Origin of the sequence: Geomonas silvestris (assembly GCF_014193515.1) — a bacterium.
GTDB classification, from domain to species: Bacteria; Desulfobacterota; Desulfuromonadia; order Geobacterales; family Geobacteraceae; genus Geomonas; species Geomonas silvestris.
The window spans coordinates 291,782-307,516 of sequence record NZ_BLXX01000003.1 but is presented as its reverse complement, the minus strand read 5'-3'; the positions used below and the strand labels follow the sequence as shown (position 1 = coordinate 307,516).

Sequence of the window (15,735 nt, the reverse complement as noted above, 5' to 3'; positions counted from 1 at the left end):
ACCTTCCCTCAAGCTTCATCCAGTACCTTACGCACGGCCCGCAACAGCTCGTTGGGCGCAACGGGTTTGCGGACCAGGTGCATCCCTTCGCCGAAGGACGCCTTCTGCCGCGCGATGTCGGGGGCGTAGCCGCTGGCGAAGATCACTTTGGTACCGGGCCGGTCTTTGGCGATCTGGTCGTAGGCCTCCTTGCCGCTCATCCGCGGCATGACGAGGTCGAAGAGCAAAAGATCTATGGCATCGGGTGCCTCCCGGAACTTCTGCACGGCATCGCTGCCGTCCACCGCCTCGATGACGACGTATCCGGCTTCCTGAAGCACGCTGGCCACCAGGTTACGCACCAAAAGGTCGTCCTCGGCCAAAAGGATCGTCTCGCTCCCCCGCGCGGGTGGCGCCTCCCGCAGGACCGCGTCCTCCTGAGAGGCCTCCGAAAGTAGCGGCAGGTAGATGCTGAAGGTGGTTCCCCGCCCCGGTTCGCTGTACGCGGTGATAAAGCCTTCGTGCAGTTTCACGATGCCGTAGACCACCGCAAGCCCAAGCCCGGTCCCCTTCCCCACCTCCTTCGTGGTGAAAAAGGGTTCGAAGATGTGCTGGCCCAACGACTCGTCGAACCCCTCGCCGGTGTCCGAAGCGGTCAACAGCGCGTAGCTGCCGGGCCTGCCGAGTCCGCGGGCCTGCACGAAGTCGTCGCTCAACACGACCCGCTCGGTCTGCAGGACCAATTCGCCCCCCTGCGGCATCGCATCGCAGGCGTTCACCGCCAGATTCATGAGCACCTGTCCCAACTGGTGCCGGTCCGCGAGCACCGGAAGGGCGCCCCCTATGTGCACGCACTTGAGCACCACGTCGTCGCTGATCACCCGCCTCAGGAAGGTACCGGACTTCGCCACCACCTCGTTCAGGTCCACCACCTTGCGCTCGTTCTCCTGTTTTCTGCTGAACAGCAAAAGGTCCTTGGTCAGGTGGGCCGCCCGGTCCGCCGCCTCGAGTATGCCGTCGATGTTGTGCCGCAGCGGGTCGCCGGGAGCCATCTTCATCCGGGCCAGTTGGCCGTACCCGATGATGGCGGTGAGGATGTTGTTGAAGTCGTGCGCCACGCCGCCGGCCAAGGTCCCGATCGATTCCATTTTCTGAGCCTGCAGGTACTGGGCCTCGAGCCGTTTGTGCTCGGTGACATCCCGCTTCACCTCGATGACCGAAATGACCCCGCCGGCCTCGTCAAGAAGGGGAGCCGTCTGGATCTCCCAGGTCCGCCCGTCTTTCCCGGTCACCGATTCGCTGACGGGCTTCCCCGTGTCGAAGGTCTTCAGCGCCGGACAATCCTCGTACGGCGTGCTGCGCTCCGAGCCGAGCGTGTAACAGAACCTGCCGGAAAGCTGCTCCGGGGTCGTGCCGACGCTTCGGGCCGCCGCCTCGTTGGCCCAGATCACCCGGAACTCCCGGTCGATCAGCAAGAGGCTGTCCGGGATCGCGTCGAGCAGGGCGTGGAACTCCCGGGAGATGCGCCTGAATTCCGCCTCTCTCTGGGCGAGCTTCTCCGCCGACTGCTTGCGCTCGGTGATGTCCCGGACCACGCCGATGGTGCCGGCCACCTTGCCGTCGTCGTCAAGCATCTTGAGGGCGTAGACCTCGGCGTCGAACAGCTCGCCCGATTTGCGCCGCAACTTGAGCTCCAAAAGCCGGTCCTCTTGCCCCGGGTGGCTGAACACCTCCTGGCCCACCCGCTCGAAATCCCTGGGGTCCGCGTAGAAAAGCGCCGTGCTTTGCCCCAAGAGTTCTTCGGTCTGGTAGCCGAAGAGGTCCCGGCAGGCCGGCTGGTTCACGTCGATCACCTGGCGGGAAAGGTCCGAGATGACCACCGCGTCGCGCAGACTGGCGAAGAGGTTGCGGTAACGGCGCTCCGAGTGGCTCAGGCCCGAGTTCGCCTCCTCCAACTCCCGCACCTTTTCCTCAAGCTTCGTGGCCACGATCCGGCTGTACTGGGTGAGGAAGGTCTCGTCGTCGGGACTGGCAGCCTGCGGCGCGCTCGGGGCCGGGGCCGGGAGCCCCCCCGCGGTGAGCCGGGCGATCTCCTCCCAGATCTGGTCGGCGTCCTTGGGCTTGGTGATGTAGGCAAGCGCCCCCAGAGAGAGGGCCAGCTCCTCTTCGCGCTCGCTGGTGTAGACGCTCGAGTAGAAGATGAAGGGAACCGCCTCCAGGCTGACATCCTTCTTGATCTCGCGCAGCAGCTGAAAACCGTCCATCACCGGCATGAGGGCATCGGCGATCACCAGGTCAGGCTTGTCCCGGCGGGCCAGTTCCAGGGCGACCTCCCCGTTGGCCGCCTCCAGCACCTGGTACCCGTGCCACTCCAGGTTGTACCTCAAAAGCCTGCGGTCCTCCTCGCGGTCGTCGACGATAAGTGCCTTCACGGTCTGCCTCCCGGGGCGTGGGCGGCGCGGAAGCTGGCGATGGCACGCTCCATGTCCTCCACGATGGTGATGGGGTCGATCGGTTTTTCGAAGTAGGCGGTGCATCCGGCGGCGAGGGTCTTCTCCCGGTCCCCCAGCATCGCGTGGGAGGTGATGGCTACGATCGGTACGTCGCGCCCCGGCGCTCCCTCTCTGATGCGCCGCGTCACCTCGTAGCCGTCGAAATCGGGAAGGTTGATGTCGACGATGATCAGGTCGGGGTGCGATTGAAGGGCGCGGCTCACGCCGTCGCTGCCGGTCTCCGCCGCCTCCACCTGGTAGCCCGCCCGCTCCAGGGCGAACCTGATCAGCCCGAAATTGTCGCGGTTGTCTTCGATGACCAGAACCTTTTTCATGGACCGCTCCGTCTCGTGGTGTCCTTTACAAAATCATGCGCCGCAGACAACCGGAAGATCAAGCACCCTCCGGCGCCGGCTCGGCACCCGCCTTAAGGGGGACGTGGATGGTGAAGGTGGAACCGCTGCCGGGTTTGCTGGTGAAGCGTATGCTGCCTCGCAGGACCTCCGTGACGAGTTTCGCGGTGAGGTAGAGACCGAGCCCGGTCCCCGACACCGTGCCGCGCAGCGCCGAGTCCAGGCGCTGGAAGGGCTGAAAGATCAGCGCCGCCTCCTGTTCCGAGATGCCGATCCCCGTGTCGCTCACCGCGACCTCGACCCACCCCTCGCCGGGGAGGACGGCGAGCTCGATCGACCCCGCTTCGGTGTACTTCATGGCGTTGCTGAGTATGTTCAGGGTCGCCTGCAGCAGGCGGCGCCGGTCGCTCATGAGTACCTGGTGCACGTTGACGACGCGGAGCTCAAGCCCCTTGCGGCGGATGTCCGGCTCCAACTGCTGAACCGCCTCCGTGACGAGGTCGAAGAGATCGAACTCCTCGGGGCGCACCTCGATCTGCCCCGCTTCGATCTTGGAGACGTCGATGACGTCGTTTATCAGGGAAAGGAGGTGCTTGCCGGCCCGCAGTACGATGGCCAGGTTCTCCTTCTGCAGCGGTAAAAGCGGCCCCAGCCACTCGTTGACGATGATGCTCGAGTAGCCGATCACCGAATTGAGCGGGGTGCGCAGCTCGTGGCTCATCGAGGCGATGAACATCGACTTCAGCCGGTCGACCTCCTGCAACTTCTCGTTGGCGGCCGCCAGCTGGTCACTCTTTTCCTTCAGGTCCTCTACCAGACACTCCAGTTCGACCCTGCTCTCCTGCAGCTGCCGGGTGCGCTCCGCGACACGCGTCTCCAAGGTGGCGTTCATCTCGGTCAGCTCGCGCTCCAGCTCCTTGCGGGCCGAGATGTCGATCCCGATGCCGATCAGGCAGCTGCACTCATCGATCTCGGTCTTAAGGCCCGTGAAGAAGTACGGGATGCGCTCGCCTTCCTTGGTGCAGAAGTAGGCCTCGACGTGCGAGGCGCCGCGGCTGAAGACATCCCGGATCTTCGTCTGCAGGAGTTCCCGCTCGTCGTCGGCGAAGAGGTCGAGCGGGCTCAAGGCCGCGATCTCCTCGTGGGTGTACCCAAGGACCCGCTCCAGGTTCTTGTTCCACCTGAGGAACTTCAGGTTTTCATCGTAGAGGTAGAAGACTCCGGGAAGGCTGTCGATCAACCCCTCGGAGAAGCGGTGTTCCCGCCGCAGATCCGCCTGCACCTTTTTCTGGTCGGTTACGTCCTCGATGCTGGACCAGATGAAGCGCTCGCCGTTATGCTCGACAAGGCGCCCCTGGAGCCGTACCTGGACCTGGCCGCTTTTGCCGATCAACTCCTTCTCATAGGGACCGTAGCGTCCCGCTTTCTCCAGACGGTCCAGCTGTTCCCGCTCTTGGTCGTGGTAGCGCTGCGGCGTGTACTCCCAATAGCTGTGTCCCAGGACCTCTTCGACATCCAGCCCCAGCATCCCTGCAAAAGCCTGGTTCACGTCCACAAGCCTGCCGTCCATGCGGCACAGGGCGAGCCCGGTCGGGGAGAGTTCGAACAAGGCCCGGTTGTACTCTTCGCTTTCCTCGAGCGCCGCGGTCCGTTGCGCCACCGCGGCGCCCAGTCGGCACTGCCTCTCGTAGACCAGGGAGACGATACCGGCCAGGCAGAGCGCGGCCAGGGCGACCCCGGCCTGAAACCAGAGGAGGTCGTTGCGGACCGCCGCCTGCCACCCCCCCTTCGGCACCGCCGCAAGTTCCCAGTGCCCCTCGGGCAGCTCGACGTCAAGGCGTACCGGGGCAGCGGAAAAGGTGGCCGAAGCGCCGTAGAAGGTCCTTCCCGAGTGATCCCTGAGGGCCAGTGCGAAGCGGCTCTCTTCGTCGAGTCGCGCCTCGCTGAGGATCGATGGGACGTTGAGCCCCACCGTGGCGAGCCCCCAGAACCTCCCCCGGTCGTACACCGACTTGCGCGCCACCATGCCGAGCCCCCCTTGGCGCAGCTCGTAGGGGTCGCTCAGCGTGATGCCTCTGGTTTTAAGGGTTCTGAGCGCGTCCGCGCGTGTATGTGGATCGCGGAACAGGTCGAGATCCCGGGCCAGTTCGTTCCCCTCCACCGGGTAGAGGTAGCGAATCACGCCACCTGGGGCGACGGCAAAGATGCGTACGTCCCTGGCCCCGGCGTGGAGCCCTGCGGCGTAGGTCTCAAAGCGCCTCCCGAAATCTGCCGCCACGACGTTGGCCTCCGAGAAGGTGTGCAGTCCTTCCAGCAGCGCAAGCCTGCGGTTGATCGCGGCCGACAGGGCCGTCCCCTTGGTTCCCAGCAGATGGGCGGCGGAAAGGCGCAGTCGGTCGACCAGGTACCCCTGGTACCAGCGCCCCCCCGCCAGGCAGCCGAGCGCGCAGAGTACCAGCCAGACAAGGAGTGCCACGGAAAACGCGCGTAGCCCGTCCCGTCGCCTCCGGATCAAGGAGGGGAGTTTAATCGAAGAGTGTGCTGCTTTGGATGCGTCGTCCATGACAGGACTCCGTCCCGCTACGGCTCAAGGTGCGGCACAAGGGGACACGGGAAAATGCCCGCAGGGGGTAGACCTTCGACAAACACCGTCGTCATGCAACGGGTGATACCACTTTTTTCCCATTCTGCCTACTTAATCCGTTCTCTTACCCCACACCGGTGGTGCATCAGTCCTACCTCGTTTGTCGCCTTGGGCTGGACGGGCTAAGGAGTACTCACCACGGAGCCGCCCGTTGATCAAGCGGCGGAACGCGCCTCGTGTCAAGTCGCGTACGCGGAACTGTCCGGCATCACTCCGGAGCAGCTTATGGGGGTCATCCAGAAGGAGGTGGCCAACACCGGGCGCTTCACCAAGGTCCTGGTCAACATGTCGAAAGGGAGCATCTTCGTAATCCAGCCCAAGATCGAGCGGGTCAAGCTGACCGAGGTGCCGATCTCCTACGACCCCAACCGCAGGAAGGTCTTGGTGCAGTCCAAGGTGAGCGCCGAGATCTTCGCCCAGGACCAGACCGGGAGAAAAGACAGCGTCAATACCTATTCCGACGAGAAAAGAGGCCAAATCGAATCTGGAAATGGACAATGAATGGAACTATGATACTTCTTCTGGCAACCTCTCTACTGTGATAGCGGCACCTGCCAATGGCTGAGCCGTGGTGCCAAAGCCCTCCGGCCGGCAAAATAGTAGAAGCGCAGCAGCCGGGACAAAGTCGTCCCGGCGAATCTGCAGGTACCGTCTCACTCACAGAGTGCGCCTCCACGTAAAGCGCGCGGAAAAAGAGCTGGTTCGCGAAACCAGGATGTACATGCTCAGAAAAGCCATCATATCGGCAGGGCTTTGCCTCTCCGTTCTTCTCCTGTGGTTTGCCGCCTACAACTACCGCCAGGCAGGCCCCATTGCGGAAGAAAACCTGCGCGGCCTGGCGCTGTCGCTCAGCGCCGCAATCGACCGTCTTGCAGTTCACGACCCCTCCCTGGCCAGCCTCGCGAAGTTTCGGCCGCCCGACATCGCCTATTTCGCGATGGTCGACCGGCACGGCATCTACCGTTTCCACTCCAACCCGGATCTCATCGGCACCGCAACCGGAGATGACGCTCTGGAGCGGGGCTTCCCTGGAGCCGCCCCCACCGAGGAGCGGGTGACTCTGGGCACCGGAGAACGGGCCTTCCAGTTCACGACCCCCCTCTACCTCCCCACGGAAACCCTCGTCCTGCGCCTCACCCTGCACACCTACCGCGCCGACTCGGTCATTCGCCGGGCCAGGTTGGACACCGCCATATTGCTCGGCATGCTGGCGGGCGTGTGGGGCCTGATCGCCGTGTTGCTCCGCTCCGCGCGTCGGGAGGAACGGATGCAACGGGAGATGACGCGCCAGGAGAGCCTCGCACGACTGGGGGTCATGGGGGCCATGCTCGCCCACGAGATCCGCAACCCGCTCGCCGGCATCAAGGGGTTCGCCCAGGTGATCGAGAAAAGGCCCGCCGAACCCCGCAACAGCGGATTTGCCCAAAATATCGTGGCGGAGGCCTGCCGCCTGGAGGACCTGGTCACGGAGCTTCTCTTTTACGCCTCCAGCGAGCCCCCCGCAAAGGATGCCTTCGATCTCGGCGAGGTAACCAACCACGTGGCCGCGATGCTCTCCGACGAGGCCCGCCAACTCGGGGTGGAGATGTCCATCCAGGTTGCGCAAGAGGTGCGGGTCTGGGGCAATCGGGACCGGATCGAGCAGGTGCTGCTGAACCTTGGCAAGAACGCCCTCCAGGCGATGCCCGAAGGTGGGACCCTGCGCTGGAGCGTCGGTTCCTCGGGCAAGAGCGCCGTCGCCCGCGTCGAAGATAGCGGTACGGGAATCGCCGGGGACGACCTCGCCCGGGTGTTCGAGCCGTTCTTCACCACCAAGGCGCGCGGCACCGGCCTGGGGCTTGCCCTGTGCCGGAAGATTGCCGAGGAACACCGGGGGAAAATTCAGTTGACGAGCAAACCGGATGAGGGTACCAAGGTGACGCTGACCCTGCCGCTTGAGAGTTCCGGCGCAGCAGATGGGAGTGGACGATGAAGGGAACGATCCTGCTGGTGGAGGACGATGCAACCTTCCGCAGCTTTTTGCAGACCATCCTCGAGGATGACGGGCACCAGGTGCTGTGCGCGGCGGACGGCATCCAGGGGCTCAAGCTCTTGCGGCAGGGGAGCTTCGACCTGGTGATCTCCGACCTGAAGCTGCCGGGAAAGAGCGGGCTCGAGTTGTTCCGCGAAACCAGAAACGACCTCGGCGCTCCGCCGTTCATCTTCCTCACCGCATTCGGCAAGGTGGACGAGGCCGTTGCCGCCATCAAGGAGGGGGCGATCGACTTCCTCACCAAGCCCCTGGACTCGCCGGACACCCTCCTCGACGTGGTGCGCCGCAGCATCGCGGGTCAGGTGCAGGCGCGGGAATACCTCTCGCTCAAGGAACTGGAGGCGGCCGGACTGCCGCCGGAGGAGCTTATCTTCGCCGGCTCTGCCATGCAGACGGTGCGCCGCTTGGTGCACGAGGTGGCGGACACCCTGGCGAACGTCCTCATCTTCGGGGAGAGCGGCACCGGGAAAGAGTTGGTGGCCCGAACCGTACACCTTTTGAGCTCCCGGAGGGGGGCCCCCTTTATCCCGCTCAACTGCGCCGCCATCCCGGAAAACCTGCTGGAGAGCGAGCTGTTCGGCCACGAAAAGGGCGCCTTCACCGGTGCGATCCAGCCCCGGCAGGGGAAATTCGAGCTTGCCAAGGGTGGAACGATCTTCCTGGACGAGATCGGCGAGATGCCGCTCCCCTTGCAGGCCAAGCTGTTGCGCGTCCTGCAGGAGCGGGTGTTCGAGCGGGTGGGGGGCAGCAGGGAGATCAAGGCGGACGTCAGGATCGTCGCCGCCACCAATCGCAACCTGCGCGAAGAGGTGGACCAGCGCCGCTTTCGTGAAGACCTCTACTACCGGCTCAACGTTTTCCCCCTGCACCTCCCTCCCCTGCGCGAGCGCAGGGACGCCATCCCCTCCCTGGTCGGCTACTTCCTTAAACGGTTCAGCGGCCAGCTCGGCAAGAGCCTGAACGGGATCGACCCACAGGCGCTTGCCGCACTGCAAGGGTACTCTTGGCCGGGAAACATCCGGGAGCTGCAAAACGTCATGGAGCGCGCGGTGATACTCTCCCGGGACCTCGTCAGGCCGGGCACGCTGCCGGACGAGCTTTTGAAGCAACGAAAGCCGGAAACCCTGGACAGCCGGGAGGCCCTCAAATCCACGGAGCGCGAACTCATCGTCAAGGCGGTCCAGAAAAACGGAGGCAACCGCCGCCTGGCTGCCGCTGAATTGGGCATCTCCCGAAGGTCTCTGCAGTACAAGCTGAAGGAGTACGGGCTGCTGGAGGAGGGGTGAACCGTGCAAACACAGGTGCAAAAGAGTGCACCTGTTCCGGGGAAGCTTGTTGACCCGGGGCGACCATCTCCCAAGATATCAGCGTGTTACCCATAAAGGCCCCGCTGGCACGAAACGTGGAATCAGGATCTTGGAGGAAAAACACCCTATGTGCAAAGACCGCGTTACCTTCTTCATGCTGTTCGCACTCTGCCTGAACGTCCTGGCGGCCGGTTCTGCCTGGGCAGGTTTTGGCTTTGGTGGGGACAACCTGGGGAAAAGCGGTCTCGACTTCACCAAAGGGTACGACATCAACACGGTGACGACGGTCTCGGGTAGCGTGCTCTCCTCTCCCAGAACAGAAGAAAACGGCAACGTCTTCGTGGACATCAAAACCGGTACCGGCACGGTCACGCTCAGCATGGGAAAGAGTTCCGAGTGGCAACGAAAGGACCTTCAACTGCGCCCCAACGACCAGGTGAGCGCCAAAGGTTCCCAGGCCCAAGGCAAGGACGGCAAGACCTACCTCATGGTACAGAAGCTCGATAACCGCAGCTCCGGAGGGCAGGCCGTCCTGCGCAACGAAAGGGGGGGCCCCACGTGGATGGGGGTCAATTCCGGTGGGATGACCGGCGGCCCGGGTGGCGGCATGATGCGGGGCGGCGGCCGGATGATGCGCTAGGCGGTGAATTACCTGAAGGCACGTTGCATCTGGAGGTGCGCCATGGCGCGGCAGATCAAGAAGGTGTTCGGCATCCTTGCGCTTGCGGCCCCGCTCCTTTCCCCTGCGCGGCTCCACGCCGATGAAGTGCGCTACGCGGTAGGCCTTGGCTTCGAGTTTGCCTCCGGCAGCTACGGAACCGGCATTCACACCGATGCGGTCTTCCTGCCGTTCACTGTCGCCGTGTACCCGACACAGCGGCTGGACTTCTCTCTGGAGCTCCCCTTCATCTACCAGAGCACCAGTGCGGTGGTGGCGGGACAGTACATGGCGATGCAGGGGCAGGCCGGAGCTCCCCAGCCGTCGATGCTGGCCGGGACGATGATGGGAGGCGGGATGCGCACCAGCGCCTCAGGCAGCAACGTGGATACCTCGCAGTACGGGTTGGGTGACACAAAGCTCAAGGCCGGCTACGTCCTTTACACCGAAGAAGAGTACGTCCCCGCCATACGTCCCAACGCCTACCTGAAGATCCCCACTGCGGACAAGAACAAGTTCCTCGGCACCGGCGCCTTTGACGGAGGGTTTGCCGTCGAGCTCAGCAAGTGGTACGGCGACTGGTTCGCCGACGGCGAGCTCGGCTACACCATCCAGGGTAAGTCGGACATCCTGGCGGTCAAGAACTACCTGTACTACTACGCCGGCGGCGGGTACCAGGTGGGCGAACGGCTGCGCCCGATGCTCCTGGTGAAGGGAAGCACCACGACCACCGAGGGGGGCGGCCCGCTCCTCGAGCTGCGCCTGAGGACCAAGTACCAGCTCTCCACACACCTGGGTCTGGACGGTTACCTCGCCAAGGGCATTGAAACTGCCAGCCCCGACTACGGTGTCGGGTTGGCGGTCAGCTACCAGTTCTAGGAATCCTCGCCTTTCCAAGTCCCCGACGTGCCCAGGCCGCCGGGGAAGTATCCTTTCTTTATCTCCCCAGCCCCACACCGTTTCCTCCCCTTCTCACCTACGCCCTCCCCTGCCTTTCCGTCACCCCTGGCCCGCATTTCGTCATGCTTGGTAAAGAAGTGCAAAACTTCGTTCAGGTGGTGCAAAAGATTTCACTTCATCGCTTCTCCCGCCCCGCGCCCCAGCGGCAACCCGGCAATGTAAACAGCCGGTTATCGGGATGCACCCTTTTGGCACGAAGCGTGGAATAGTCACGACAGGTCACAGCTTTACCGGAGGGATGATGAAGATACCAACCTTACTGGCAGCGGCACTCTCCTGGCGACGATCCTTAGCCTCGCCGGTTGCCTGGGAGTGTGTCACCTGATGTGAGCGCCAATGACGGCGATCAGATTTTCAATAAACACAGCAAGAGGAGTGGGACCATGACAACGAGATTTTCGGCAGCGGCAGTACTGGTTGTGGCAGGTTTGATGGCAGGATGCGGCGGTTCCGGCGGCACGACGGGGAGCACCGGGGCTCCGGCAGGGAGCTCGCCCGCCGCGGTATCCGGGAAGGTCGCGGACGGCTACCTCGTGAACGCCACGGTATTCATGGACAAAAACGGCAACTACCAGCCCGATGCGGGGGAGCCGACCGCCACCACTGACCCAAATGGCAACTACATTCTTACCGTCGATCCCGCCGATGTGGGTCAGTACCCGATCGTCGCCATGGCGGTCCAGGGGGTGACCATCGACAAGGACACCAACCAGACCGTGGCGAACAGCTACATCCTCAGCATGCCCGCCGGCGCCGTCAGCGGAACGGTCAGCAGCAACTTCATCAGCCCCATGTCGACCGAGATCCACGAATTGATGGCAACCGGCAAATACAGCATGCAGCAGGCAATGGACCTGATGAGCGCCCAGCTCGGGCTCCCGGCGGGGACCAACATGCTGGCTGACTACATGGCCAATTCCGGCAGTGCCACCGGCCAGACGATGCACACCGCGGCGCAGAACATGGCGAACCTGATGGGAAGCCAGATGGGGCAGGTGATGATGACCAGCGGTTCCGGCACCTCGGTCGACGTCAACCGTTACCGCGGCATGATGGGGGCGATCTTCAGCAACCTTTCCTCGGTCAAGGGGACCGGTGCCGGGTCACAGACCGCCATGACGACCCTCATGGGGAGCATGACCAGCACCCTGGGCAGCATGCCGGTCGGCGCACCCTTCCGCAACATGTCCGCATCCTTCAGGGGCATGATGGGCGGCAGCACCTCGGGTGGAACCATGATGGGATCCGGCACCGGGGGGACCACAGGATCCACTTCGGGGGGAACCATGATGGGCTCCGGTACCGGAACGACGGGGACTGCGTCGGGAATGGGCGGCCAGATGAAGTAATGGCCACCAGGTCAGGCGGCGGAACGCCTGAATCCAACGAGAAGTGATCCTGCCATCCTGGCAGCCAGCGGACCTCTCCGCCACGTACAAGAAGGGCCTGCGCATTCATTACCGCAGGCCCTTCTTCTTTTTGATAGCTCACCCACCTAACCGGTCGTCAGGCTACTTCGCTCAGTGCACCACCCCCGCCTCGCGGGCCCGGCCGCTGTCGCCGCCAACCCGGTCGTAGAGCTTCCGGTCCCGAAGCACCGGCAGGGAAAAATCCCCGGTGATGCGCCAGCGGTCCTTCAGGTACATCCAGGGAGCCAGACTGGAGAGGCGATAGCCGGCGCTCGGCTCGATCGGCTCCGAAGTGAGTTCGACGATGGCGAGTCCGCTTTTATCCGCCACCACCGTGTGGCTGCCGCTGAAGGGGAGCGCCCCGGCATCGCTGAAGTCCCACTTCACCAGCTGGCGTTGCTCGCCTTCGGGCGAGGCGTGGCAGGAGGCGCAGGGCCGGCTCTTGCCGTACTTGTGGGAGACCTTGTCCATCTGGATCCAGAGCAGGGCGTTGTTGTTCTCGGGAAGGCCGCCATAGAGGCCGACCAGGCCGTAGGCATCGTCGGTCCTTTGCAGGTCGGGGAGCTCCTTGGGCCAGCGCCAATGGAGCCCGGGCTTCAGGGAGGACTCCTTCTGGTTCAAGACGGCCATCGGGAACGGCTTCACCGGTATCCAGCGCCCCTTCTGGTCACGTATGAGGATTGGGTCCTTCATGATTCCGTAGTATTCCTTGTATTTGAAGTAGGGGGTCTCGACGCCGGCCAGGCGGCCCGGGCCCCAGTAGGTACCCTGGTAGCCGGAAACGTCGTGGATATGGCAGGCCTCGCAGGAAAGCTTCCGGTGCAGGGACCTCTCATGCCCCTCGAGCTGCGCGGCATGGCACTTGTCACAGCGCCCCTGCCTCTTCACCATGGCGTGACCAAGCCCGGTACCCGAGCCGCTGTTCTCGTGGCAGTCGAGGCAGTGCACCTTCTTGGTCCGGTGGATGTCCGGTTCCATCCCCTCGGGGTTCGCGTAACTGGCGCCGAAATACCCGGCGCCGCGGCGGCGCTCCTCCGGTCCGGCATGGCAGATCTGGCCGCGCCCGCCTCCGTAGCAGCTCTCCGGCTTGGGTATCCGGTTGAAGGTGTGCATACCCCGGGAGGGATCGGCAGGATCTGCCGGCACCGGGTCGTAGTGGCAATCGAGACATCCGACATGGCAGGTGTTGCAGCTTCTCTGGTTCAGGGCGTTTTGTTCCGGAGAGAAAGGAAGGGCGGTGTTCTTCGCGATGAGGTCGTGGTTGCCTGCGAACCAGGTGCCGCAGTTGTGCGGACCGCGCTTCGGGTCGGCCCAGCCCCGGTACTGGCTCTGCTTCGCGTTGAGCCCCATGGTAGAGCGGGTGAACTCGGAGAACTCCTTGGCGTGACAGGAGCCGCAGGTGCGCTCTATGACCTTGAAATCCTGGGACAGGTTGTCCCGGCGCTTGTCCTGGTAGAGGACGAGGGACACGTCCGGGTCCCCGACGCTTTTGCCGTTTTTCAGGATGCGGTGCTTGATGCGGGTCATCGGGTCGCCGGTCAATTCGAGCGGAACTTGGCGCGGCCCGGTCTCCACCAGCAGCCCCTTCTTGCGCACCGGTTGCAGGCGCCCCATCCCCTGGTGGGCGGCGTTAAGCTCCTGCTGCCCCGGATCTCCCAGGTGGCAGTCGGAGCACCCCGCCTGCATCCCCGACTGCCGTGCGACCTCCGCAGGGGTCACGGTCAGGTGGGGGTAGCCCAGTTGGGCCATCCTGGCTTGGTCCGCGTGGCACCCCACGCAGGAATCCGCACCGCTTTCGGTCGCGGCGGCTGCCAGGGAGGCAACCAGGATAAACGCGGCGGCCACTGCACTGACGATGTGGCGGGTACCGGGGAAAGTTCGCATCATAGCCCCCTCCTTAAGTCAACTGCACGGGCCGGAGCCCGACCTGGGCCCCGACAGCATGGAACACGACAGGCACGTAGCCTGTTACCAATCGGGGTCGCCTGCGGAGAAGGGAATCTTCGCCCCACCCAGTAGGCGCTCGATCTCTCCGACCTTGGCGCCGTCCACCTTGACACCTTTGATGAGATACGTCGGGGTCCCCACGGCACCGACCTTTGCTGCCACCTCGCGGTGCACTCGGGCCAGGCCCTGGTCGTCGCACTGGCGCTCTGACGATTTCTCCCCGAAATCGAGTCCGCCTGAGTAGACCTCCCGGTACGCTGCGACACGGTCGCGGGCGCACAGGATGTAACGGACTTTTCCGGCCGCCTCAGGGTGGTTACTCAGTGCAACCATAAAGATGAAGCGGGACACGTCCTGCCGCTGGTCCCAATAGCGGACCATCCTGCGGCTGAACCGGCAGTCCGGATCGGAAATCTCGACGACCACCTCGCGCCCCGACCCGATTCGTATCGCCTGGTCCAGGGGAAGCTCCCCATACCGGGATGTCTCGGCAGCACTCGAAAGAGTGCAAAGGACGCCGAGCGCAAGGTAGAGCGCCACGGTACAGGTAAGGGCTCTTCTCATCAGGTCTGCCGGATCCAGGAGTTTTGACAACGCGCTCCCCAAGGTGTGAATGCGAATTGCTGAATATAGTCGCTCTGAGTGTAAATAAAATTCTGTCATAAGCAAGGCTGTGTCATGCCTCGAACTCTTTTGTTGGTACGCCCTGTCAAGGCATTGCTGTCACGATGCCTCGGCCGCCCACCCGCCGAGCCGCGCAGGTCAGATTTTGAGAAACTCTCCTCGTGAGTACCGGTGCACAGACGACTGAAGGCCGTAGTCCAGGACCACGGCCTTCTTTTTCAACCGCCGCAAGAGGCGCATCGCCGGTGCATTGGCTGTAATTTCCTTGATTTATGTTCCCGCGTTACCGTATTCTTCCTGAAGCCACACTCATTCCCAATCTTGTGCAGCGAGACATGATCAATCCTGAACATGACACGTTAAAACGGAAGGCAGCAAGGCTTTCGGTACTTTCCAACTCGGCACTGGTTGTCGGGAAGGTGGTTGTCGGCCTCCTCTCGGGCTCGGTATCCATCCTCTCGGAGGCGGTGCATTCCGGGGTAGATCTCGTTGCTGCCGGGATTGCCTGGTACTCGGTGCGCGAATCGAGCAAGCCGGCCGACGACCAGCACCGGTTCGGTCACGGAAAGATCGAGAACGTCGCCGGAACCATCGAGGCGCTCCTCATCTTCGGCGCCGCGATCTATATCATCTGGGAGGCTGCCGGCAAGCTGCGCACCGGGGTCGTCGAGGTGGAACACCTGGGACTGGGGGCCGGGGTCATGGCGATCTCGGCGCTGGTGAACTACCTCATCTCCAGGCACCTCTTAAACGTCGCCAACGCCACCGATTCGGTGGCCCTCGAAGCGGATGCCATGCACCTGAGGACCGACGTCTATACCTCGGCGGGGGTCATGGCCGGCCTGGCAGCCATAAAGGCGACCGGGATCGCCATGATCGACCCGATCATCGCCATCATCGTCGCCACCCTCATCTTCAAGGCCGCCTGGGATCTCACCAGGACCGCCTTTTTCCACATACTGGACGTGAAGCTGCCGGAAGAAGAGGAGGCGGTGATCCACGAGGTGATGCAGGGGTTCCAGGGTAGGTTCATCGAGTACCACAAGCTGAGGACCCGAAAGTCTGGCCACATCCGGCACATCGACATGCACCTGGTGGTCCCCCGGCAGATGACCGTCGAGGCCGCCCACACCCTCGGTGACGCGATCACCGCCGAAATCAAGCTCCGCCTCCCCTACAGCCACATCCTGATGCACATCGAACCCTGCCCGGGCAGCTGCGACCTGTGTGCCGAGGAATGCCCTAAACTCTCGTGAGAGCGGCAGGAGAACTTCAGGTGCCATGCGCGGTGAAACAGTCATAAAGGGATTCTAAAGCTATACAGGGACTA

General features: G+C 63.4%; 12 protein-coding genes. 7 read left to right on the top strand and 5 right to left on the bottom strand.

All coding sequences use genetic code 11. The features are described from left to right. Window positions 1–8: 8 nt before the first annotated feature. The 3 genes from GMST_RS07650 to GMST_RS07640 are packed head-to-tail and all read right to left on the bottom strand — an operon-like array spanning window position 9 to window position 5,300. Window positions 9–2,411: a hybrid sensor histidine kinase/response regulator gene (locus tag GMST_RS07650; RefSeq protein ID WP_183354042.1), complete on the bottom strand. Its 2,403-nt coding sequence runs from the start codon at window positions 2,409–2,411 to the stop codon at window positions 9–11. After that, window positions 2,408–2,806 (bottom strand): response regulator, encoded by a 399-nt coding sequence (locus GMST_RS07645; RefSeq protein WP_183354041.1) that lies wholly within the window; start codon window positions 2,804–2,806, stop codon window positions 2,408–2,410. Before GMST_RS07645 ends, GMST_RS07650 begins: the two co-directional genes overlap by 4 nt. A 58-nt stretch (window positions 2,807–2,864) precedes the next feature. Next, on the bottom strand, window positions 2,865–5,300 hold the full coding sequence (locus GMST_RS07640; protein WP_183354040.1) for a PAS domain S-box protein: 2,436 nt from the start codon (window positions 5,298–5,300) through the stop codon (window positions 2,865–2,867). 393 nt (window positions 5,301–5,693) lie between these two features. Between GMST_RS07640 and GMST_RS07635 the strand changes: the two genes are divergently transcribed. The 6 genes from GMST_RS07635 to GMST_RS07610 all read left to right on the top strand — a co-directional run bounded on the left by GMST_RS07635 (window position 5,694) and on the right by GMST_RS07610 (window position 11,774). After that, complete coding sequence (locus GMST_RS07635) at window positions 5,694–5,969, top strand: hypothetical protein (protein ID WP_183354039.1); 276 nt, start codon at window positions 5,694–5,696, stop codon at window positions 5,967–5,969. Window positions 5,970–6,189: 220 nt separating this feature from the next. Continuing rightward, a complete protein-coding gene (locus GMST_RS07630) occupies window positions 6,190–7,440 on the top strand; it encodes a two-component system sensor histidine kinase NtrB (RefSeq protein ID WP_183354038.1) in 1,251 nt (416 codons plus the stop codon). Continuing rightward, complete coding sequence (locus GMST_RS07625) at window positions 7,437–8,786, top strand: sigma-54-dependent transcriptional regulator (protein ID WP_183354037.1); 1,350 nt, start codon at window positions 7,437–7,439, stop codon at window positions 8,784–8,786. The genes GMST_RS07630 and GMST_RS07625 overlap by 4 nt, the downstream gene beginning before the upstream one ends. Before the next feature lie 148 nt (window positions 8,787–8,934). Then, window positions 8,935–9,447 carry a single stranded DNA-binding domain-containing protein gene (locus GMST_RS07620; RefSeq protein ID WP_183354036.1) on the top strand — a complete coding sequence of 171 codons (513 nt, stop codon included), beginning with the start codon at window positions 8,935–8,937 and terminating at the stop codon, window positions 9,445–9,447. A 42-nt stretch (window positions 9,448–9,489) separates the two neighbouring features. After that, entirely contained in the window at window positions 9,490–10,344 is an 855-nt protein-coding gene (locus GMST_RS07615) for a transporter (RefSeq protein WP_183354035.1), read from the top strand. A 464-nt stretch (window positions 10,345–10,808) separates the two neighbouring features. Further along, complete coding sequence (locus GMST_RS07610) at window positions 10,809–11,774, top strand: hypothetical protein (protein ID WP_183354034.1); 966 nt, start codon at window positions 10,809–10,811, stop codon at window positions 11,772–11,774. 171 nt (window positions 11,775–11,945) lie between these two features. Here GMST_RS07610 and GMST_RS07605 read toward each other — a convergent pair whose 3' ends face one another. Both GMST_RS07605 and GMST_RS07600 read right to left on the bottom strand, forming a co-directional pair. Continuing rightward, window positions 11,946–13,721, bottom strand: coding sequence for a cytochrome c3 family protein (locus tag GMST_RS07605; protein ID WP_183354033.1), 1,776 nt, complete (start codon window positions 13,719–13,721; stop codon window positions 11,946–11,948). Between the two features lie 81 nt (window positions 13,722–13,802). Further along, window positions 13,803–14,345: a thioredoxin domain-containing protein gene (locus GMST_RS07600; protein WP_183354032.1), complete on the bottom strand. Its 543-nt coding sequence runs from the start codon at window positions 14,343–14,345 to the stop codon at window positions 13,803–13,805. Window positions 14,346–14,740: 395 nt separating this feature from the next. Here GMST_RS07600 and GMST_RS07595 point away from each other — a divergent pair, with 395 nt between their 5' ends. After that, window positions 14,741–15,661, top strand: a complete 921-nt coding sequence (locus GMST_RS07595) for a cation diffusion facilitator family transporter (protein WP_183354031.1) — start codon at window positions 14,741–14,743, stop codon at window positions 15,659–15,661. Window positions 15,662–15,735: the final 74 nt, after the last annotated feature.

Coding starts and splice junctions, on each gene's coding strand:
- GMST_RS07645 (WP_183354041.1), bottom strand. CDS start 2,806: ATGAAAAAGGTTCTGGTCATCGAAGACAACCGCGACAATTTCGGGCTG.
- GMST_RS07635 (WP_183354039.1), top strand. CDS start 5,694: ATGGGGGTCATCCAGAAGGAGGTGGCCAACACCGGGCGCTTCACCAAG.
- GMST_RS07595 (WP_183354031.1), top strand. CDS start 14,741: ATGATCAATCCTGAACATGACACGTTAAAACGGAAGGCAGCAAGGCTT.
- GMST_RS07600 (WP_183354032.1), bottom strand. CDS start 14,345: ATGAGAAGAGCCCTTACCTGTACCGTGGCGCTCTACCTTGCGCTCGGC.
- GMST_RS07625 (WP_183354037.1), top strand. CDS start 7,437: ATGAAGGGAACGATCCTGCTGGTGGAGGACGATGCAACCTTCCGCAGC.
- GMST_RS07605 (WP_183354033.1), bottom strand. CDS start 13,721: ATGATGCGAACTTTCCCCGGTACCCGCCACATCGTCAGTGCAGTGGCC.
- GMST_RS07610 (WP_183354034.1), top strand. CDS start 10,809: ATGACAACGAGATTTTCGGCAGCGGCAGTACTGGTTGTGGCAGGTTTG.
- GMST_RS07630 (WP_183354038.1), top strand. CDS start 6,190: ATGCTCAGAAAAGCCATCATATCGGCAGGGCTTTGCCTCTCCGTTCTT.
- GMST_RS07620 (WP_183354036.1), top strand. CDS start 8,935: ATGTGCAAAGACCGCGTTACCTTCTTCATGCTGTTCGCACTCTGCCTG.
- GMST_RS07615 (WP_183354035.1), top strand. CDS start 9,490: ATGGCGCGGCAGATCAAGAAGGTGTTCGGCATCCTTGCGCTTGCGGCC.